Raw genomic sequence first — 19,145 nt, forward strand, 5'->3', positions numbered from 1 at the left:
CGGAACGGCGAGAACCGACGAACGGCCCCCGCAGGCGCGCCTGCGGGGGTCTTCGGCTGTGAGGAGATCGGGTGAGCGCGGACGTCTGGCTGGTGGTCGGCCTGGGCAATCCGGGGCCGTCGTACGCCGGCAACCGGCACAACGCCGGGTTCATGGTGCTGGACCTGCTGGCGGGACGGGCGGGCGGCAGGTTCAAGGCGCACCGGTCGCGGGCCGACGTGCTGGAAGGGCGGCTCGCGGGCGTGCGGGCCGTGCTGGCGAAGCCGCGGACGTACATGAACGAGTCGGGCGGCCCGGTGAAGGGGCTGCGGGACTTCTACAAGGTGCCGGTGGAGCGGCTGATCGTCGTCCACGACGAGCTGGACATCCCGTTCGGGGCGCTGCGGCTGAAGCGCGGCGGCGGTGACAACGGTCACAACGGGCTGCGGTCGATCACGAAGTCGCTGGGCGACAAGGAGTACCTGCGGGTCAGGTTCGGGGTGGGGCGGCCGCCGGGGCGGATGGACGCCGCGGCGTACGTGCTGAAGGACTTCTCGGCGGCGGAGCGGAAGGTGCTGGACCTGGAGGTCGACCGGGCGGCGGACGCGGTGGAGTCGCTGCTGACCGGGGGCCTGGAGGCGGCGCAGAACGCGTACCACGCGGGCTGATTCCGCGGCGCGGCGAGCGTCTTCGGGGGATCGGCCGGATGCGGCCCGTGATGGGGCGAACACGGCGGGACGATCGTAAAATTCTGCGCAGATGAGGTTCACGGTTTATGTGAACCTTGAGCGCTGTTCAACCGTCTCTGGGGTGGATCGAGCTTTTCGGGGCGCGCGTTACATGGGTTGGGTGAGGTCGTATGGCCGTCGTTGACAAGGTTCAGGCCGAGTCACCGATCCGCCACGAGCAACGTCGCCCGGATGCGCAGAGCTGGAGTGGATGGTACCGCCGGTTCGCCGGCGGGCTCGATTTCTTCAGCATGCTGGCGGCCGGGGTGATCGCGTTCGTGCTCCGCTTCCCGGGCGTGCCGAGCGATCCGACGGCGCCGTACGTCGCGCTGACGGTGGCGCTGCCGGTGCTGTGGATCCCGATGCTGGCGCTGTGCCGGGCGTACCAGCCGCGGTACATCGGCGTCGGCTACGAGGAGTTCAAGGGCGTCCTGCGGGCGGGGTTCATCTTCACCGCGACGCTGGCGATCCTGGCGTACGCCACCAAGACGGAGGTGGCGCGCGGGTACGTCGTGATGGCGATGCCGCTCGGCACGTTCCTGGACCTGGTCGCGCGGTACCGGCTGCGCAAGTGGCTGCACCGCAAGCGCTGGAACGGCGAGTGCATGCGGCGGGTGGTGGCGGTGGGGCACCGCACGTCCGTCGCGGACCTGATCCGGCTGCTGCGGCAGAAGCGGTACCACGGGATGGACATCGTGGCGGTGTGCCTGCCGCCGGCGCTCGCGTCCGGCGAGGACGCGGTCCACGAGATCGAGGGCGTGCCGGTGCTCGGCGACTTCGGGCAGACGGCGGCGGTCGCGGAGCGGATCGGCGCGGACTCGGTGGCGGTGCTGGCGTGCCCGGAGATGGACGGGGTGGCGCTGCGCCGGCTGGCGTGGCAGATCGAGCGCGACGACGTTGAGCTGGTGGTCGCGCCGGCGCTGATGGACGTGACGGGCCCGCGGATCTCGATCCGTCCGGTGTCGGGGCTGCCGCTGCTGCACGTGGAGCACCCGGAGCTGGACGGCGGCCGGCGGGTGCTGAAGGGGCTGTTCGACCGGACGGCGGCGCTGACGGGCCTGCTGCTGCTGAGCCCGCTGATGCTGGTGGTCGCGTTCCTGATCAAGGTGACGAGCGCGGGCCCGGTGATGTTCCGGCAGGTCCGGGTGGGGCGCGGCGGCCGTGAGTTCACGGTGCTGAAGTTCCGCACGATGGTGCAGGACGCGGAGGCGCGCAAGAACGCGCTGATGGAGCACAACGAGAACGACGGCGTGCTGTTCAAGATCCGGGAGGATCCGCGGATCACGAAGGTGGGGCGGTGGCTGCGCCGGTACTCGCTGGACGAGCTGCCGCAGCTGTTCAACGTGGTGCGGGGCGACATGTCGCTGGTGGGGCCGCGTCCGCCGCTGCCGGAGGAGGTCGCGCAGTACGGCGGCGACGTGTACCGGCGGCTGGTGGTGAAGCCGGGGCTGACCGGGCTGTGGCAGGTCAGCGGCCGGTCGGACCTGACGTGGGACGAGTCGGTCCGGCTCGACCTGCGGTACGTGGACAACTGGTCGCTGGCGCTGGACCTGCAGATCATGTGGAAGACGTGGTCGGCGGTGTTCCGCGGCTCCGGCGCGTACTAGAGGCGGCGCGCCGCCGTCAGCCCGGTCTCGCCAGGTGGGACGTGACCCTGGCACCGGGCGGCGTGGGGTATGCATGAGAAAGTAGACCGGGCAGACCAGTCGAGTCGGGAATGTGATCAACGGATGACCGAGAGAGCGGCGGCGGACGACCACGCGCTGGCGGCGGAGCTCGCCGCGGCGGCGGGGCGGCTGCTGCTGGGCGTGCGGGACGAGGTGGGCTTCGCCGACGGGCGCGCCCTGAAGGACACCGGCGACCTGCGGTCGCACGAGTACCTGATGGCGGCGCTGGCGGAGCGCTGTCCCGGCGACGCCGTGCTCTCGGAGGAGGGCCGCTCGTCGGTGGCGGGCAAGCGCTCGCGGGGCGACGACCGGGCCCCGACGCGCAACACCGGGGAGGCCGAGCGGCTGTCGGCGTCCCGCGTGTGGATCATCGATCCGCTGGACGGGACCCGGGAGTTCTCCGAGGAGGGCCGCCGCGACTGGGCCGTCCACGTGGCGCTGTGGGAGCGGGACGCGGCGGGCGCGGCGCGGCTGTCGGCGGGCGCGGTGGCGCTGCCGGCGCAGGGCCTGACGCTGCGGACCGACGCGACCGGCGGCGCGTCGCTCGTCCGCGACGACGCCGGCGAGCCCGACCCGGTGACGGCGGGGAGCGACGCCGCGCGCCGCGGCCTGCCGCGGGAGGTGCCGCTGCACGCGCCGGCGCCGGACGCGGGGAAGCTGCGGATCGCGGTGAGCCGGACGCGTCCGCCGGAGTTCGTGCAGCGGCTCGCGGAGAACCTGGACCTGGACGTGGAGCTGGTGCCGATCGGGTCGGCGGGCGCGAAGATCTCCGCGGTGCTGCTCGGCGAGGTGGACGCCTACGTGCACGCGGGCGGCCAGTACGAGTGGGACTCGGCGGCGCCGGCGGCGGTGGCGCTGGCGGCGGGCGCGCACGCGTCGCGCATCGACGGCGCTCCGCTGGAGTACAACCGGAAGGACCCGAGGCTGCCGGATATCCTGGTGTGCCATCCCGTGTCGGCGTCGACGCTGCTGACCGGCATCGGAGACGTGAGCGACAGCCTGCCCGGCTGACCGCCCCTCGCCGGGCGGGATTGATCGGCGGCGGGCCGACGTTCGATCCGGTGGGAAGCGCGGGCGCCCGTCCCGCGCCACCGGTTGCATCTGCCAGAACAGCGTGGAGAGAGCCCTAGACCATGCAGCGTTGCGATTACCTGCTGTCCCAGCTAGACGTCCTCGAGGCCGAGTCGATCCATATCTTCCGGGAGGTGGCGGCCGAGTTCGAGCGGCCCGTCCTGCTGTTCTCGGGCGGCAAGGACAGCATCGTGATGCTGCGCCTGGCCCAGAAGGCGTTCTGGCCCGCGCCGATCCCGTTCCCGGTGATGCACGTCGACACCGGGCACAACTTCCCCGAGGTGATGGAGTACCGCGACCGGCGGGTCGCCGAGCTGGGCGTCCGGCTGGTCGTGGCGTCGGTGCAGGACGCGATCGACTCCGGCCGGGTGGTGGAGCAGAAGGGGCGCCGCGCGTCGCGGAACCGGCTGCAGATCACGCCGCTGCTGGACGCGATCGAGGAGCACGGGTTCGACGCGGCGTTCGGCGGTGCGCGCCGCGACGAGGAGAAGGCGCGCGCGAAGGAGCGCGTGGTGTCGTTCCGGGACGAGTTCGGGCAGTGGGATCCGAAGAACCAGCGTCCAGAGCTGTGGAACCTGTTCAACACGCGGATCACGCAGGGCGAGCACGTCCGGGTGTTCCCGCTGTCGAACTGGACGGAACTGGACATCTGGGACTACGTGCGGCGCGAGGAGCTGGAGCTGCCGCCGATCTACTTCGCGCACACGCGGCGGGTGTTCGAGCGGGACGGGCTGCTGCTGGACGCCGAGACGGGGTTCGCGAACCGCGGCGACGACGAGCCGGAGTTCGAGGCGTCCGTCCGGTACCGGACGGTCGGCGACGCGTCCTGCACGGGCGCGGTGAAGTCGAACGCCGCGACGCTGGAAGAGGTGATCGCGGAGATCGCCGCGACGCGGATCACCGAGCGCGGCCAGACCCGCGCCGACGACCGCACCAGCGAGGCCGCCATGGAGGACCGCAAGAAGGAGGGCTACTTCTAATGGCCAGCACGATCGAGCCCGCCGAGAGCGCGTCCGCCAAGACGATGGATCTGCTGCGCTTCGCGACCGCCGGCAGCGTCGACGACGGCAAGTCCACGCTGATCGGGCGGCTGCTGTTCGACTCCAAGTCGATCTTCGAGGACCAGCTGGAGTCGGTCGAGAAGACCAGCGTCGACCGCGGCGAGGAGTACACGAACCTCGCGCTGCTGACCGACGGGCTGCGCGCCGAGCGGGAGCAGGGCATCACCATCGACGTGGCGTACCGCTACTTCGCGACGCCGCGCCGCAAGTTCATCATCGCCGACACCCCCGGGCACATCCAGTACACCCGGAACATGGTGACGGGCGCGTCCACCGCGGACCTCGCGATCATCCTGGTGGACGCCCGCAAGGGGATCCTGGAGCAGTCCCGGCGGCACGCGTTCCTGACCACGCTGCTGCAGGTCCCGCACCTGGTCGTGGCGATCAACAAGATGGACCTCGTCGACTACGACCAGGCCGTCTACGAGCGGATCGTCGACGAGTTCACCGCGTTCGCCTCCAAGCTGGAGGTGACGGACCTGACGTTCATCCCGATCTCGGCGCTGCACGGCGACAACGTCGTCGAGCGCAGCGTGAACATGCCGTGGTACGACGGGTCGTCGCTGCTGCACCACCTGGAGCACGTGCACATCGCGTCCGACCGCAACCTGATCGACGTCCGGTTCCCGGTGCAGTACGTCATCCGGCCGCACGCCTCCACCGACCCCGAGCTGCACGACTACCGCGGCTACGCGGGGCAGGTCGCGGGCGGCGTGCTGAAGCCGGGCGACGAGGTGGTTCACCTGCCGTCCGGGCTGACCACGACGATCACGCACATCGACGGCCCGAACGGGCCGGTCGACGAGGCGTACGCACCGATGTCGGTGACGCTGCGGCTCGCCGACGACATCGACATCTCCCGCGGCGACATGATCGCGCGCCCGCACAACCGGCCGGAGGCCGCGCAGGACCTCGACGCGATGGTGTGCTGGATGACCCCGGACCGGGTCCTCACCCCGCGCACCAAGCTCGTCATCAAGCACACCACCCGCACCGCGAAGGCGCTGGTGAAGGACCTGCACTACCGGCTGGACGTCAACACGCTGCACCGCGACGACCAGGCGGAGGGCCTCGGGCTGAACGAGATCGGCCGGATCTCGCTGCGGGTGACGCAGCCGCTGTTCGTCGACGACTACAACCGCAACCGGCTGACCGGCGGGTTCATCCTGATCGACGAGGCCACCAACAACACCGTCGGCGCCGGGATGATCACCGGCGCCCGATAAGCACCCCTTTGGAGCCCCCCGTGCACCTGCCCGCCCCCCAGGGCCCGACCTCCGCCGTCGCGCCGTGAAGGCCCTCGTGCTGGCGGGCGGGGCCGGGTCCCGGCTCCGCCCCATCACCCACACCTCGGCGAAGCAGCTCGTCCCCGTCGCGAACAAACCGGTGCTGTTCTACGGGCTGGAGGCGATCCGGGACGCCGGGATCCGCGAGGTCGGCATCGTCGTCGGCGATACCGAGGCGGAGATCCGCGGCGCCGTCGGCGACGGCTCGGCGTTCGGCCTCGACGTGACGTACCTGCGCCAGGACGCCCCGCGCGGGCTGGCGCACGCCGTCCTCATCGCCCGCGAGTACCTCGGCGGCGACGACTTCGTCATGTACCTCGGCGACAACTTCATCGTCGGCGGCATCGACGGCCTCGTCGACCGGTTCCGCGCCGACCGCCCGCAGGCGCAGATCATGCTGACGCACGTGTCGGACCCGCGCGCGTTCGGCGTCGCCGAGCTCGACGGCGCGGGCCGCGTCGTCGCGCTGGAGGAGAAGCCGGAGTTCCCGAAGAGCGACCTGGCGCTGGTCGGGGTGTACCTGTTCAGCGCGGCGGTGCACGAGGCGGTCGCGGAGCTGAAGCCGTCCGCGCGCGGCGAGCTGGAGATCACCGACGCGATCCAGTGGCTGATCGACCACGGTCACCGGGTCGAGTCCACGGTGATCACCGGCTACTGGAAGGACACCGGCAACGTCACCGACATGCTGGAGGTCAACCGGCTCGTCCTGGAGGGCGTCGAACCTCATGTGGAGGGCGAGGTGGACGGGGCCAGCGAGCTGATCGGCCGGGTCGTGGTCGAGGCGGGCGCGCGCGTCGCGGGGTCCCGCGTCGTCGGCCCGGTCATCGTCGGCGCCGGCTCGGTCGTCCGCGACTCCTACGTCGGCCCGTTCACCTCCATCGACCGCGACTGCGCGGTCCTGGACAGCGAGATCGAGTACTCGATCGTGCTGCGCGGCGCGTCCATCGACGGCGTCGGCCGCATCGAGTGCTCGCTGATCGGCCGCGAGGCCGAGGTCACCCCCGCCCCCCGCGTGCCGAAGGCGCACCGTCTCGTCCTGGGAGATCACAGCAAAGTGCAGATAAGTAAATGAGCGCCCCCCGCGTTCTGGTGACGGGCGGGGCCGGGTTCATCGGGTCGCAGTATGTGCGGGACCTGGCGTCCGGGGCGTTTCCCGCGTGGGCGGGTGCCGAGATCACCGTGCTGGACAAGCTGACCTACGCCGGGAACCTCGCGAACCTGGAGCCCGTCGAGGGCCGGTTCACGTTCGTGCACGGCGACATCTGCGACGGGGAACTGCTCGCGGAGCTGGTGCCGGGGCATGACGTCGTGCTGAACTTCGCGGCCGAGTCGCACGTGGACCGGTCGATCGCCAGCGGCGCGGAGTTCGCGCGGACGAACGTGCTGGGCGTCCAGGCGCTGATGCAGGCGTGCCTGGACGCGGGGACGCCGCGGGTGGTGCAGGTGTCCACCGACGAGGTGTACGGCAGCATCGACGAGGGCTCCTGGGACGAGGAGGCGCCGCTCGCGCCGAACTCGCCGTACTCGGCGGCGAAGGCGGGCGGCGACATGATGGCGCGGGCCTACGCGCGCACACACGGGCTGCCCGTCAGCATCACCCGCTGCGGCAACAACTACGGGCCGTACCAGTACCCGGAGAAGGTCATCCCGCTGTTCGCCACGAACCTGATGGACGGCCATACGGTGCCGCTGTACGGGGACGGCGGGAACGTCCGCGACTGGATCCACGCCGCCGACCACTGCCGCGGCATCCAGGTGGTCGCCGAGCGCGGCGAGCCCGGCGAGGTGTACCACATCGCCGGCACCGCGGAGCTGACGAACCTGGAGCTGACGCGGCGGCTGCTGGACGCGGTCGGCGCCGGCTGGGACAGGGTCGAGCGCGTCGAGGACCGCAAAGGCCACGACCGCCGCTACTCGCTGTCGGACGCGAAGCTGCGGGCCCTCGGGTACGCGCCGCAGGTGGCGTTCGACGAGGGCCTGGCCGAGACGGTCCGCTGGTACGAGGAGAACCGCGCCTGGTGGGAGCCGCTGAAGAAGCGGTCGGAGGACGCGGCGTGACGTGGCTGGTCACCGGTGCGGGCGGCATGCTCGGCACCGACCTCGTCGCGCGCCTCGACGACGTGGTGGCGCCGGGACGCGCCGAGCTGGACCTGACCGACGCGGACGCGGTCCGCGAGGCGCTGCGGCGGCACCGGCCCGACACCGTGGTGAACTGCGCCGCCTGGACGGCCGTGGACGACGCGGAGACCAGCGAGGACGCGGCGCTGGCCGTCAACGGCACGGCCGTCGGGGCGCTCGTCGCGGGATGCGCGGAGATCGGCGCGAAGCTCGTCCAGGTGTCCACCGACTACGTGTTCGACGGCACCGCCACCGAGCCGTACCCGGAGGACGCGCCGACCGCCCCCGTCAACGCCTACGGCCGGACGAAGCTCGCCGGCGAGACGGCGGTGCTCGGCTACGGGCGCGGCTACGTGGTGCGGACGGCCTGGCTGTACGGGGCGCACGGGCCCAGCTTCGTCCGGACGATGGCGCGGCTGGCGGGGGAGCGCGACACCGTCGAGGTGGTCGACGACCAGGCCGGGCAGCCGACCTGGACCGGCGACCTCGCCGACCGGATCATCGCGCTCGCCCGCGCGGACGCCCCCGCCGGCGCCTACCACGGCACGAACGCCGGCCGGACGACCTGGTACGGGCTGGCCCGCGAGGTGTTCGCGCTGCTCGGCCACGACCCGGCGCGGGTGCGGCCCACGACGAGCGACCGGTTCGTGCGGCCCGCGCCGCGCCCGGCGTTCAGCGTCCTCGGGCACGGCCGGTGGGCGGCGGCGGGCCTGGCGCCCATGCGGGACTGGCGGGACGCCCTGCACGCCGCCTGGCCGTCCCTGACGGCCGCGTGGCCGGAGCGTCAGACCGGCAGCCCGAGCTTGGCGTAGTGGTCGAGGCAGTCCTGGTAGGACGGCAGGAGCCCGGCGTCGAGGGCCTCCTGGAGCGTCGGCGCCTCCGCGTCCTTGCCGGACAGGACGGGCTCGATGCCGGCGGGCCACTCGATGCCGATCTCGGGGTCGAGCGGGTGGACGCCGTGCTCGCGGCCCGGCGCGTAGGGCTCCGAGCACAGGTAGATGACCGTCGCGTCGTCCGTGAGCGCCATGAAGGCGTGCCCGACGCCTTCCGCGACGTACAGGCAGCGGCGCGACTCGTCGTCCAGCCGGACGCTCTCCCACTGCCCGAAGGTGGGGGATCCGACGCGCAGGTCGACGACGACGTCGAGGATCGCGCCGCGCAGGCACGTCACGTACTTGGCCTGGCCGGGCGGGACGTCGGCGAAGTGCACGCCGCGCAGGGCGCCCTTGGACGACACCGAGCAGTTCGCCTGCGCCAGGTTCAGCCCGTGTCCCGTGACCGTCCGCAGCGCGTCGTCCCGGAACCACTCATGGAAAGATCCCCGCTGGTCACCGTGTACGCGGGGGGTGAAGGAGTAAGTACCTTTAATGCCGAGCGGATCCACATGCGCAAGAATGCCACACGATTCCCGGCAGAGATGGACGTCGAACTGTGAGAACGCATCCCCTCAGGCTCCGGTTCGCCGCGGGTGGCGCGGCGGCGGTGCTCGTGGTTCTGACAGGGCCCGAGGCGGTCGCGGAGGCGGCGCCGTCCCCGAGCCCCGCCGTGACGACCACGGCGGCGGCCCGCACCGCGTTCCGGCCCGCCGTGGCCGCGCCCGCCGCGATGGTCGCGGGCGTGCTGCATCCCGACATCTGGTGGACGGTCGCGTCCGGCACCGGCGGGGCGCGGCTGTTCGCGCTGGACGCCAAGGGCCGCACCCGCGCGACCTACACGCTGTCCGGCGCGGCGGCGGCGCGGTGGGACGCCATCACGATCGTGAAGAACGGGTCCGGGGAGTCGGGGCTGTTCGTCGGTGACCTGAGCGCCGGGCGGGCCGGGAGCCTGCTGCTGCACCGGGTCGCCGAGCCGAAGACGCTGACCGGCGGGACGCTGCCGGTCAAGACGTTCAAGCTGAAGTACCCCGACGGGGGGCACCGGGGCGCCGCGCTGCTGGCCGACCCGGCGGAGAGCCGGGTCTACATCATCACCCGGGACGCGGCGGCCGCGGCCGTGTTCGCGCTGCCCGGGGTGCTCGGCCCGGCGAACAACGCGCTGACCCGGCTGCGGACGCTGCCGTTCCCGGTGCGCGGCGGCGACTTCACCCGGGACGGCCGGGTGATCCTGAAGACGACCACGGACGTGCGGATCCTCGGCGGGATCCGGGACGACGCCGGGCAGGTCGTGAAGACGGCGGCGTCGCTGGCCGGGCACGCGTTCGGGGTGTCGTCGGACGGCCGGAAGGTGCTGGTGGCGGGGGCGGGCACCCGTCCGGTGTTCCGGACGGTGGCGCTGCCCGCGGCGAACGCGGCGACGGAGCCGGACGCGTCGGCGTCGCCGGCGACCGATGACACCTCCCCGGTGTCGTTCCCGTCCAAGTCCGGCATGCCGGGCGGGCTGATCGGGACGGGGGCGCTGGTCGGTCTGGTGGTGCTAGGGCTGCTCGGCGGCGCGTTCTATCTGCGCGGACGCCGTCACGGTGGTGCCTGACCAGCCGGCCGCGTCCACCACCGTCTCCGCGGGCGACCGCTGGACGGCGGGGAGCGGGTCGCCGCCCTGCCGGCGCAGCGTCTCCGCCCACGCGACGAGGATGAACAGCCACACCGACGACACGTTCGCGGGGGCGGCGAGCCCCTCGGTGGTCATGCTGTCGGTGAGGAAGCAGCCGAAGATCCCGAGCAGCATGCCGGCGTCGGCGCGCAGCGTCCGGTGCCGGCAGAGCGTCAGCAGCACGAACCCGAGCGTCAGCAGCAGCGCGGCGAACGCGACCGTGCCGACCACGCCGTTGTCGACGAGCGCGTTGATGAACGCGTTGTGGCCGCCGCCGAGGCCGATGCTGTCCAGGAACAGGCCGCGGGACGCGCCGAGGCCGCGGCCGAAGATCGGTTCCTCCCGGAACGCGTCCATCGCCAGCGACCACAGCTCGGTGCGGGAGTTCAGGGTGGCGAGCTGCTCGGTGGTCTCGCCGCGCGACACGAACGCGAGGATCTTGTCGGAGAACGCCAGCACCGCCAGCACGGCGACGGCGGCGCCCATCACGATCACGTCGATCCGGCCCTTGGGGCCCCGGGCGGTGGCCAGCAGCACGAGCAGCCCGGCGGCGCAGCCGAGCGCCGCGCCGCGCGTCCCGGTGGCGACGAGCGCCCCCGTCAGGACCACCAGCGCCCCGAAGTAGACGACCGGGTGCCACAGCCGGTCCTCCGGCCGGTTCCACCGGATCAGGTAGCCGACGACCAGCAGGATCGCGACGGCGAGGTACACGCCCGCGATGACGGGGTGGACGTACAGCCAGTTGAACCGGGTCTCGGTGTGCAGGGTCCGGGGGAACGGGTGCGCGACGCCGATCCCGACCGACACCAGCACGATCCCGACGAAGATGTGCGCGAGCTTGCGCAGGTCGGCGGGGGTGGCGCGGGTCGCGACGGTGTGCGCCACCAGCATCGTGATCAACAGCTGGACGCCGCGGACGAGGCCGAGCGACTTGAACGGCGACCACAGCGCGGAGAACGCCACGTACCCGCAGAACAGCCAGGCCGCGAGCAGCAGCCCGGTGGTGCGGCGGCGCGGCGCCCGCAGCCCGAACTTCCACACCAGGTACAGGGCGGCGGCGCCGTAGACCGCGATCTCGACCAGGACGGTCAGGTCGGCGCTGCCGCCGACGGCGTTGTCGACGTCGCGGCTGCGGAGCTTGTAGTCGCTGGCGAGCATCAGGGCGAGCGGCAGCGTGAACGCCCACCAGCCGGCGCTCGGCGCGGGCGGCCGGCGGCGCGGGAAGACGCCTTTGACGGTCATGAAGGCCCTCCCTGGCTGAGTCCGGCCGCCGCCGCGCCCTTCCGGGCTCGTTAAAGACGAGACCAAGAATACGGGCGCCGGGCCGGTAATCTGTCCGATGTGAATCGAGGGACTCTTCCCGGCCCGGTCGTCGCCGCGGGCCGCAGCATGATCCGTGGGTACGGGATGAGCACGGCGGCGCTGCGCCCCGGCCCCGACTTCCTGCTGATCGGGGCGAAGCGCGGGGGCTCCACCTCGCTCTACTACACGCTGCTGGAGCATCCGCAGGTGATGCCGCTGTTCCCGAACGCGCGGCTGCTGCCCAAGGACAACCACACCAAGGGCGTCCACTACTTCGACTCCAACTACGACAAGGGCGCCGCCTGGTACCGGTCGCACTTCCCCGCGTCCGCGCGGAGGGCCGGGAAGGTCGTGGGCGAGGGGTCGCCGTACTACCTGTTCCATCCGCTGGCGGCGGAGCGGGCGGGACGGGACGTCCCGGACGCGAAGATCCTGCTGGTGCTGCGGGACCCGATCGAGCGGGCGTTCTCGCACTACCGGGAGCGGCGCCGGCAGAACGCCGAGGAGCTGCCGTCGTTCGAGGAGGCCCTGGCCGCCGAGGCGGACCGGCTCGCCGGCGAGGAGGAGCGGATCATCGCCGGCCAGCCCGGCTACACCAGCTACGCGCACGAGCAGCAGTCGTACCGGGCGCAGGGCGAGTACGCCCCGCACCTGCGCCGCTGGATGAAGCACTTCCCGGCGGAGCGGTTCTGCGTGCTGGCGGCGGAGGAGTTCTACGCCGACCCGCAGACCGCGTGCGACACGGTCGCGACGTTCCTCGGGCTGGAGCCCGCGCCGCTGCCCCCGTCGGCGATCAAGGTGTGGAACGCGGCGCCGAGCCAGGACCTCGCCCCCGCGACCCGGCAGGCCCTCGCCGAGCACTACGCCCCCTACAACGCCGACCTCGAAGCAATCCTGGGCCGCGAGTTCCCCTGGACGCGCCCTTAACAGCGAGCCCGAGCGCCGGCCTCAGCACGCCTGAGCGCAGGCCTCAGCAGCGTTTCTGAGCGCAGGGCCCCAGCCCGTCACCCCAGCCGTCGCGGACCTCAAGCGTCGCGATCGCGTGCGAAGCCGGATTCGAGCTTGCGAGAATCCGATCGCGCAGCGAGCCCCCAAGGGCGAGTCGGAGCGATGCAGCGATCGCCGCAGTGCCCGTTGAAGGGAGGGCCCCCAGGGCCCGACCGCCAAGGGCAATGCAATTAGAACGCCCCTATGTGGCGGGTGCCGGTGGGCTTGCCTAGGAGGGCGGCGATCGGGGCGGGGAGGGGGAGCGCGGTGTCGGCGTCCGCCTGGGCGGCGACGGTACGCTCCAGCTCGCCGTCCTGCCCGGCGGCGGTGGCGGCCGTCTTCAGCACGCCGCGCTTCTCCTGCCCGGTCTCCGACCGGAACCGGCCGAGGTCGCCGAAGTCGGTCGTCCCGCCGGAGCTGCGCGCCCACTGCACGAGCGTGCGCGGGTTCCCGTCCGGGCGGACGTAGACGTTGCCGTCGACCGCGACGCCCATCTGCCCGGCGCCGCGCCGGTGCGTGCCGTCCTCGACGCACAGCAGGCACGGGGTGCCGGAGCGGGCGTCGGCGAGGGTGTTGTTGCTGATGACGACCTTGGAGACGCGCCAGGTCATCGCCGGGTCGGCGGTCTTCTGCCGCGGGTCGCGGCCCGCCGCGTGCGGGTCGGACGGGCTGCGCGCGTCCTGCGCGAGGTGGATCGTGCGGCCGTTTCCGGCCAGCGAGTTGTTCCAGATCTGGACGTCGGAGGTGTTGTTCACCTTCAGCCCGTCGCCGGCGTTGTCGCCGATCACGTTGCCGGCGACGACCGCCTTCGCGCTCAGCTCCAGCGAGACGCCGTGGTCGGCGTTGCGCAGGATCCGGTTGCCGGTGAGCGTGATGTCGTAGACGGACTCGTCCATCCACACGCCCTTGCCGAGGTTGTCGGCGAACACGCCGCCGGTCACCGCGACCTTCCGGGACCGGGTCACCTTCACGCCGCCGGAGACCGGCGAGTACTTGAAGTGCTCGACGTTGTTGCCGGTGCTGCGCACCGCGTCGAGCCGCAGGTCGTCGGCGTAGTTGGCGTGGACGCCGAGCATCCCGTTGCCGGTCGTCGTGACGTGCCGGACGCGGGCGTGCGCGGCGAGGACGCTGAGGCCGGTGGTGGCCGACTCGTTCACCGCGACGTTCTCGACGGTGACGTCCGGCGCGGTGACCTTCACGCTGCCGAGCTGGGGGAGGGAGGTGGCGTAGCGGCGCACCCCGATGCCGCGCAGCCGGGATCCGGCGCCGCCGACGGTGATCGCCTCGGCCAGGGTGCTGGCGCGCACGTCGTGGCCGCGCGGGTCCGACCCGAGGTAGAGGCGGCGGGACGCCTCGTCGACGTAGAAGGTGCCGTCCTTGACGTCGCCGCGCGCCCCGACCTGCTTCTGCGGGACGCCGTCCAGCCACACCTGGTCGGGGTGCGCGGCCATCGGGTGGTCGGGCGAGACGAACCGGAAGTCGGAGTCGCCGCTCTCCCGGGCGCCCGGGGTGTAGGTCGGGCTGGCGTCGAACCGGGCCGTCCAGCCCTCGCGCACCCAGGCGCGGTTCCCCTGCCGCCAGCCGGCGACCTGCGAGCTGCCGTCGAGCCAGACGGCCTCGTGCGGCGCGGACTGGACGGTCAGCCTCTTGCCGCCGGGGACGGTGACCGACTCGTGGTAGACGCCGCCGCGCAGCACGACCGTGCCGCCGGCGCGCGCCTTCGCGACGGCCTTGGCGAGCGTGCGCAGGGGGTGCTTCCGGGTGCCGTCCGCGCCGTCGTTCCCGGTCGGCGACACGAACAGCGCCCCGTCCGGGATCTTGTACGCGGTGGAGCCCACGGGCGCGGCGCCCGGGGCGCCCGGCACGGGCACGGTGTCCGGGGCCGGGTCGTGGCTCTGCGGCAGCTGCCAGCCGAGGAAGCCCACCGCCGCGATCACCGGCAGCGCGAGCACTTTGACGATCATCGACCGGCTCGAGCCGCGAGACCGGTTAGAGCTAGGCATGGCACGACCCTCAACCCCCGGGGAACGCTGGAACCACGAACGTACCTCGCGGAACGTCAGTTGTGGAGGGCGCCCGCGAACAGCGCGGTCTTGTGCTGGGCGTCGAACTTGACACCGACCATGACCGACTTGTAGCCCGACGAGGGCAGGTCGAAGGCGTAGGACGCCGACTTGGTGCCGCCGGCGGGGACGGTGCCGTAGAAGTCGTTCAGGTTGGCGTAGGAGGTGTGCTGGGCGCGCGTCTTCTTGCTGCCGTAGACGGCCGTGACCTGCACCTTGTTGAGGTCGAGGGGCTTGCCGGAGCCGTTGGCGAACTTCAGCGTGAAGATGGTGAGCACCTTGCCGGTGAGCTCGCCGGGGCCGAGGTCCTTGTTCTTGACGTACCGGATGTTGCTGATCGCCACGCTGACCTTGTCGTCGTAGGTGACGGGCTTGCGCAGCCCGCCGGACGACTTCAGGGCGGTGGAGCCCGGGGCGGCGTTGGCCTGCTCGGTCGGCTGCGCGCTCGGCGGCGGGGGCGGCGTCGGGTCGGCCGACTTCTTCTTCCCGCCGCCGCATCCGGTCAGCGCCAGCGCGAGGGCGAGGACGGCGCCCGTCGCGGCGAGATGCCTGTGCGGACGCGCTCCCCGATCGGACATCCGGCTCTCTCCTCATCAGTGATAACGAAACAAAAGTTCCAGGGCAGAACAGTGTAAACAGGAATCGCGGATTACCCTGCTCTCACTTCCGTGACCGAGGGGGCCACCGGAGACGAACGGCAGGGGACCGGCCCAGTGAGATCTGTACCTTCGCACCGGCGCGCGGCGCGCGTCCGTAAAACGGCGATAGCCGTCTTCACCGCATTCTCGACGGCGCTCGCGGGCGCCGCCGCCGTCCCGGCCGCACCCGCCACGGCCGACACCGACCCGCCGGCGGGCACGCCGGCCACCGTCAGCGCGGACCCGCTCCCGACCGCGCAGGTCAACGGGGTCGTGTGGAGCATGACCACCGTCGGCAACACCGTCTACGCGACGGGGAACTTCACCAAGGCGCGCCCGCCGGGCGTCGCGGAGGGCGGGGCCGGGGAGGTGGCCCGGCAGAACATCCTCGCCTTCGACCTCACGACCGGGAACCTCGTCTCGTCCTTCGACCACGCGCTGAACGGGCAGGGCCTGCGGATCGCGGCCTCGCCGGACGGCAAGCGCGTCTACGTCGGCGGCGACTTCACCGCCGTGGACGGGCAGACCCGCAACCACGTCGCCGCGTTCGACACCGCCACCGGCGCACTCGACACGTCGTTCGCTCCCTCCGTGTCGGCCAAGGTGCGCGCGATCGCCGCGACGAACTCGACCGTCTACCTGGGCGGCAACTTCTTCAACGTGAACGGCAAGGCGCGGACGCGGCTGGCGGCGGTGCAGGCGTCCAACGGCGCGAACATCGACGCGTGGCGGCCGACCGCCGACGACGACGAGGTGTTCGCGCTCGCGCTGTACGGCGACCGCGTGATCGTCGGCGGGCGGTTCCAGCAGCTGAACGGCGAGAAGCACGTCGGCATCGGCGCGGTCGACGCGGCGGGCGGCGGGACGGTGCCGTGGAGCAGCACGCCGATCCCGGCCAAGCAGGGCAGCAGCCTGTTCTCCTACGTGACGGACCTCTACGTCTCGGGCGACACCGTGTACGCCGGGGCGGACGGCGAGGGCTGGCACTGGTTCGACGGGCGTTTCGCCGCCAAGGCGGCCACAGGCGACCTGGTGTGGCTGGACAACTGCTACGGCGCGACCTACGGCATGTTCGTGCAGGACCAGTCCGTCTACAGCGTCTCGCACGCGCACGACTGCACCTCGCTCGGCGCATGGCCCGACACCAGCCCGCAGACGTTCCAGCGGGCGCTGGCCGAGTCGACGGCGGCGACCGGGACCGACCACGGGAATCCGAGCGCGGGCAGCAGCTACAGCAAGCAGCCGATCCCGAGCCTGCTGCACTGGTTCCCGAGGCTGGCGGTCGGGTCGTTCACCAAGCAGTACCAGGCGGCGTGGGCGGTCACGGGCAACGCGGACTACGTCGCGATGGGCGGCGAGTTCCCGAGCGTGAACGGCAAGGCGCAGGCCGGGCTCGTCCGGTTCGCGGTGAAGGCGAAGGCGCCGAACAAGGCCGGCCCGCAGGCCGGCGACCTCGGCACCCCGACCGCGACCGCGATGGCGGACGGCAGCGTCCGCGTCGGCTGGAAGACCACCTGGGACATGGACAACGCCTCGCTGACCTACCAGGTGCTCCGCGACGGCGGCACGACGCCCGTCGGGACGGTCGACCGGACGTCGACGTTCTGGGACGAGCCGAACGCCGCCTACTTCGACGCCACCGCCGCGCCGGGCACCGCGCACACCTACAAGGTGCGGGCGGTGGACCCGGCGGGGAACGCCGTGACCAGCGCCGCGTCGAACGCGGTGACGGCCCCGGACGGCGCGCCCGGCCCGTACTCCGACCAGATCCGGTCGGACGGGGCGCAGGCGTACTGGCGGCTCGGCGAGGCGAGCGGCCCCGCCTACGACTACGCCGGCTCCAACGACCTGACGCTCGGCGCCGGCACCACCCGGGGCCAGGCCGGCGCGATCTCCGGCGACGCCGACAAGGCGGCGGGCTTCGGCGGGTTCCTCGGCTCGTCGGCGGGCAGCGGCGCCGCGTCCACGCCGGGCGACTTCAGCGTCGAGGCCTGGGTGAAGACGACGTCCGGCAGCGGCGGGAAGATCATCGGGTACGGGGGCAGCGCGTCGGGCAACAGCTCGTCCTACGACCGGCACCTGTACATGACCAATGACGGCCGGGTCGTGTTCGGCGTCTACCCGGGGGCCGCGAAGACGGTCCAGAGCGGTGCGGGGCTGAACGACGGCGAGTGGCACCACCTCGTCGGGACCCTCGACGGGAGCGCCGGGATGAAGCTGTACGTCGACGGCGCGCAGGTCGCGGCCGACGGCGGCGTGACGTCGGCGCAGAGCTACACCGGCTACTGGCGGATCGGCGGCGACAACCTGTCCGGCTGGCCGAACCGGCCGTCCAGCGACTACCTGAACGGGACGATCGACGAGGCCGCGGTGTACCCGCGGGCGCTGACCGGCGACCAGGTCGCCCGCCACCACGGCCTCGGCACCGGCGAGGTGAAGCCGAACCAGCCGCCGGCCGCCGCGTTCACCGCGTCGTGCGCCGAGCTGGCCTGCGCGTTCGACGGGTCGGCGTCGTCCGACCCCGACGGGACGATCGCGGGCTACGCGTGGGACTTCGGTGACGGGACGACCGGCACCGGCGCCAAGCCGTCGCACACCTACGCGTCGGCGGGCGACCACACCGTCAAGCTCACCGTCACCGACGACAAGGGCGCGACCGGCGAGGTCGTCCACACGGTCACGGCCACCTCGGCGGCGCTGGCGTCGGACGCGTTCGGGCGGACGGTCACCGGCGGCTGGGGCAGCGCCGACACCGGCGGCGCCTGGAGCAAGGTCGGTTCGGGCGGCGTGCTGTCGGTGGGCGGCACCGGGCAGATCCAGCTGCCTGCCGCGAAGAACGACGGCGGCGCGAACCTGAACGCGGTGTCGTCGCAGGACACCGACCTGGCGTTCACCGTCGCGACCGACAAGGAGGGCACCGGCAACGGCGTCTACGTGTGGGCGCTCGGGCGGCGGGTCGCCGGACAGGGCGACTACCGGGCGCGGATCCGGCTGCGGCCGTCCGGTGTGGTGTCGCTGCAGCTCAGCCGCACCGACGCGAGCAACACCGAGACGGCCATCGGCACCGAGCAGACGGTCCCGGGCCTGACCTACCGGCCCGGGGCCCCGCTGCGGCTGCGCCTCCAGGTGGCCGGCGGGTCGCCGACCACGCTGAAGGCGAAGGTGTGGGCGGACGGCGCCGCCGAACCGGACTGGCAGGCGACCGGCACCGACGCGACGGCCGGGCTGCAGGGCCCGGGCGCGGTCGGGATCCGCGCCTACCTGGCGGGCAACGCCACGAACGCGCCCGCGGTCGTGTCCGTCGACGACCTGACCGCGACCCGGCCCGCCGGCTGACCCGCGGCCGCCCCGGAACCGGCCGGCGGACGGCACGGGAACCGGCGGACGGCACGGGAAAGCGTCCCAAGGCGCTTTCCCGTGCCGCTTCCCGCGCCGTCCCGAAGATCGAATTCGCGCCGGTCAGCCGACCGAAGGCGACTTCGGTCACGATTTCATAAGGGACCGGATGTGTCGGACTGACTACCCAATAGGATCCCCGCACCGGAGTGGCCGGGGTGGCCACCGGGCCAAGGCTTAGGGGATCGGACTCGTGAGAGCTCTTTTGCGACAGCGCCGGACGAGCGTCCGCGCGGGCCTGGCGGCGGCCGCCGCCGACACCGACCCGCCGTCCGGGACGCCGGCGACCGTCAGCGCCGACCCGCTGCCGACCGCGCAGG

15 protein-coding genes are annotated in these 19,145 nt (G+C 72.4%); 11 read left to right on the forward strand and 4 right to left on the reverse strand.

Going from position 1 to position 19,145, the window contains the following annotated elements; all coding sequences use genetic code 11:
• Nucleotides 1–71: 71 nt before the first annotated feature.
• The 8 genes from pth (at nt 72) to rfbD (ending at nt 8,722) form a co-directional block, all read left to right on the forward strand.
• Nucleotides 72–647, forward strand: coding sequence for an aminoacyl-tRNA hydrolase (gene pth, locus F9B16_RS23990; protein WP_151542368.1), 576 nt, complete (start codon nt 72–74; stop codon nt 645–647).
• A 191-nt stretch (nt 648–838) separates the two neighbouring features.
• Nucleotides 839–2,314, forward strand: a complete 1,476-nt coding sequence (locus F9B16_RS23995; RefSeq protein ID WP_151542369.1) for a sugar transferase — start codon at nt 839–841, stop codon at nt 2,312–2,314.
• Nucleotides 2,315–2,437: 123 nt separating this feature from the next.
• Entirely contained in the window at nt 2,438–3,385 is a 948-nt protein-coding gene (locus tag F9B16_RS24000) for an inositol monophosphatase family protein (protein ID WP_151542370.1), read from the forward strand.
• Nucleotides 3,386–3,507: 122 nt separating this feature from the next.
• On the forward strand, nt 3,508–4,425 hold the full coding sequence (gene cysD / locus F9B16_RS24005) for a sulfate adenylyltransferase subunit CysD (protein WP_151542371.1): 918 nt from the start codon (nt 3,508–3,510) through the stop codon (nt 4,423–4,425).
• 44 nt (nt 4,426–4,469) lie between these two features.
• Nucleotides 4,470–5,732 carry a sulfate adenylyltransferase subunit 1 gene (locus tag F9B16_RS24010; RefSeq protein ID WP_151542384.1) on the forward strand — a complete coding sequence of 421 codons (1,263 nt, stop codon included), beginning with the start codon at nt 4,470–4,472 and terminating at the stop codon, nt 5,730–5,732.
• 64 nt (nt 5,733–5,796) lie between these two features.
• Nucleotides 5,797–6,864 carry a glucose-1-phosphate thymidylyltransferase gene (locus tag F9B16_RS24015; protein WP_151542372.1) on the forward strand — a complete coding sequence of 356 codons (1,068 nt, stop codon included), beginning with the start codon at nt 5,797–5,799 and terminating at the stop codon, nt 6,862–6,864.
• On the forward strand, nt 6,861–7,850 hold the full coding sequence (rfbB, locus tag F9B16_RS24020; RefSeq protein WP_151542373.1) for a dTDP-glucose 4,6-dehydratase: 990 nt from the start codon (nt 6,861–6,863) through the stop codon (nt 7,848–7,850). Before F9B16_RS24015 ends, rfbB begins: the two co-directional genes overlap by 4 nt.
• Nucleotides 7,847–8,722: a dTDP-4-dehydrorhamnose reductase gene (gene rfbD, locus F9B16_RS24025; protein ID WP_151542374.1), complete on the forward strand. Its 876-nt coding sequence runs from the start codon at nt 7,847–7,849 to the stop codon at nt 8,720–8,722. Before rfbB ends, rfbD begins: the two co-directional genes overlap by 4 nt.
• On the opposite strand, the gene rfbC is transcribed toward rfbD, so the two are convergent.
• Nucleotides 8,695–9,294 (reverse strand): dTDP-4-dehydrorhamnose 3,5-epimerase, encoded by a 600-nt coding sequence (gene rfbC, locus F9B16_RS24030; protein ID WP_151542375.1) that lies wholly within the window; start codon nt 9,292–9,294, stop codon nt 8,695–8,697. The two genes, rfbD and rfbC, sit on opposite strands and share 28 nt — an antisense overlap.
• A 104-nt stretch (nt 9,295–9,398) precedes the next feature.
• Here rfbC and F9B16_RS24035 point away from each other — a divergent pair, with 104 nt between their 5' ends.
• On the forward strand, nt 9,399–10,379 hold the full coding sequence (locus F9B16_RS24035; protein WP_151542376.1) for a hypothetical protein: 981 nt from the start codon (nt 9,399–9,401) through the stop codon (nt 10,377–10,379).
• On the opposite strand, the gene F9B16_RS24040 is transcribed toward F9B16_RS24035, so the two are convergent.
• Entirely contained in the window at nt 10,323–11,681 is a 1,359-nt protein-coding gene (locus F9B16_RS24040; RefSeq protein WP_192808965.1) for an O-antigen ligase family protein, read from the reverse strand. The genes F9B16_RS24035 and F9B16_RS24040 overlap by 57 nt on opposite strands.
• Nucleotides 11,682–11,780: 99 nt before the next feature.
• Here F9B16_RS24040 and F9B16_RS24045 point away from each other — a divergent pair, with 99 nt between their 5' ends.
• Nucleotides 11,781–12,668 carry a sulfotransferase gene (locus tag F9B16_RS24045; RefSeq protein ID WP_192808966.1) on the forward strand — a complete coding sequence of 296 codons (888 nt, stop codon included), beginning with the start codon at nt 11,781–11,783 and terminating at the stop codon, nt 12,666–12,668.
• Nucleotides 12,669–12,919: 251 nt separating this feature from the next.
• Here the strand turns inward: F9B16_RS24045 and F9B16_RS24050 are convergent, their stop codons facing one another.
• On the reverse strand, nt 12,920–14,692 hold the full coding sequence (locus tag F9B16_RS24050) for a right-handed parallel beta-helix repeat-containing protein (protein WP_192808967.1): 1,773 nt from the start codon (nt 14,690–14,692) through the stop codon (nt 12,920–12,922).
• Between the two features lie 95 nt (nt 14,693–14,787).
• Nucleotides 14,788–15,369, reverse strand: a complete 582-nt coding sequence (locus F9B16_RS24055; RefSeq protein WP_151542380.1) for a hypothetical protein — start codon at nt 15,367–15,369, stop codon at nt 14,788–14,790.
• Between the two features lie 135 nt (nt 15,370–15,504).
• Here F9B16_RS24055 and F9B16_RS24060 point away from each other — a divergent pair, with 135 nt between their 5' ends.
• Nucleotides 15,505–18,765: a LamG-like jellyroll fold domain-containing protein gene (locus tag F9B16_RS24060; protein ID WP_151542381.1), complete on the forward strand. Its 3,261-nt coding sequence runs from the start codon at nt 15,505–15,507 to the stop codon at nt 18,763–18,765.
• Nucleotides 18,766–19,145: the final 380 nt, after the last annotated feature.

Origin of the sequence: Actinomadura montaniterrae (genome assembly GCF_008923365.1) — a bacterium.
Taxonomy (GTDB): Bacteria; Actinomycetota; Actinomycetes; order Streptosporangiales; family Streptosporangiaceae; genus Spirillospora; species Spirillospora montaniterrae.

What these genes read in the sequence shown, in the direction of transcription:
- rfbB (WP_151542373.1), top strand. Translation starts at nt 6,861, where the DNA reads ATGAGCGCCCCCCGCGTTCTGGTGACGGGCGGGGCCGGGTTCATCGGG.
- F9B16_RS24010 (WP_151542384.1), top strand. Translation starts at nt 4,470, where the DNA reads ATGGATCTGCTGCGCTTCGCGACCGCCGGCAGCGTCGACGACGGCAAG.
- F9B16_RS23995 (WP_151542369.1), top strand. Translation starts at nt 839, where the DNA reads ATGGCCGTCGTTGACAAGGTTCAGGCCGAGTCACCGATCCGCCACGAG.
- F9B16_RS24040 (WP_192808965.1), bottom strand. Translation starts at nt 11,681, where the DNA reads ATGACCGTCAAAGGCGTCTTCCCGCGCCGCCGGCCGCCCGCGCCGAGC.
- F9B16_RS24055 (WP_151542380.1), bottom strand. Translation starts at nt 15,369, where the DNA reads ATGTCCGATCGGGGAGCGCGTCCGCACAGGCATCTCGCCGCGACGGGC.
- cysD (WP_151542371.1), top strand. Translation starts at nt 3,508, where the DNA reads ATGCAGCGTTGCGATTACCTGCTGTCCCAGCTAGACGTCCTCGAGGCC.
- F9B16_RS24000 (WP_151542370.1), top strand. Translation starts at nt 2,438, where the DNA reads ATGACCGAGAGAGCGGCGGCGGACGACCACGCGCTGGCGGCGGAGCTC.
- F9B16_RS24050 (WP_192808967.1), bottom strand. Translation starts at nt 14,692, where the DNA reads ATGATCGTCAAAGTGCTCGCGCTGCCGGTGATCGCGGCGGTGGGCTTC.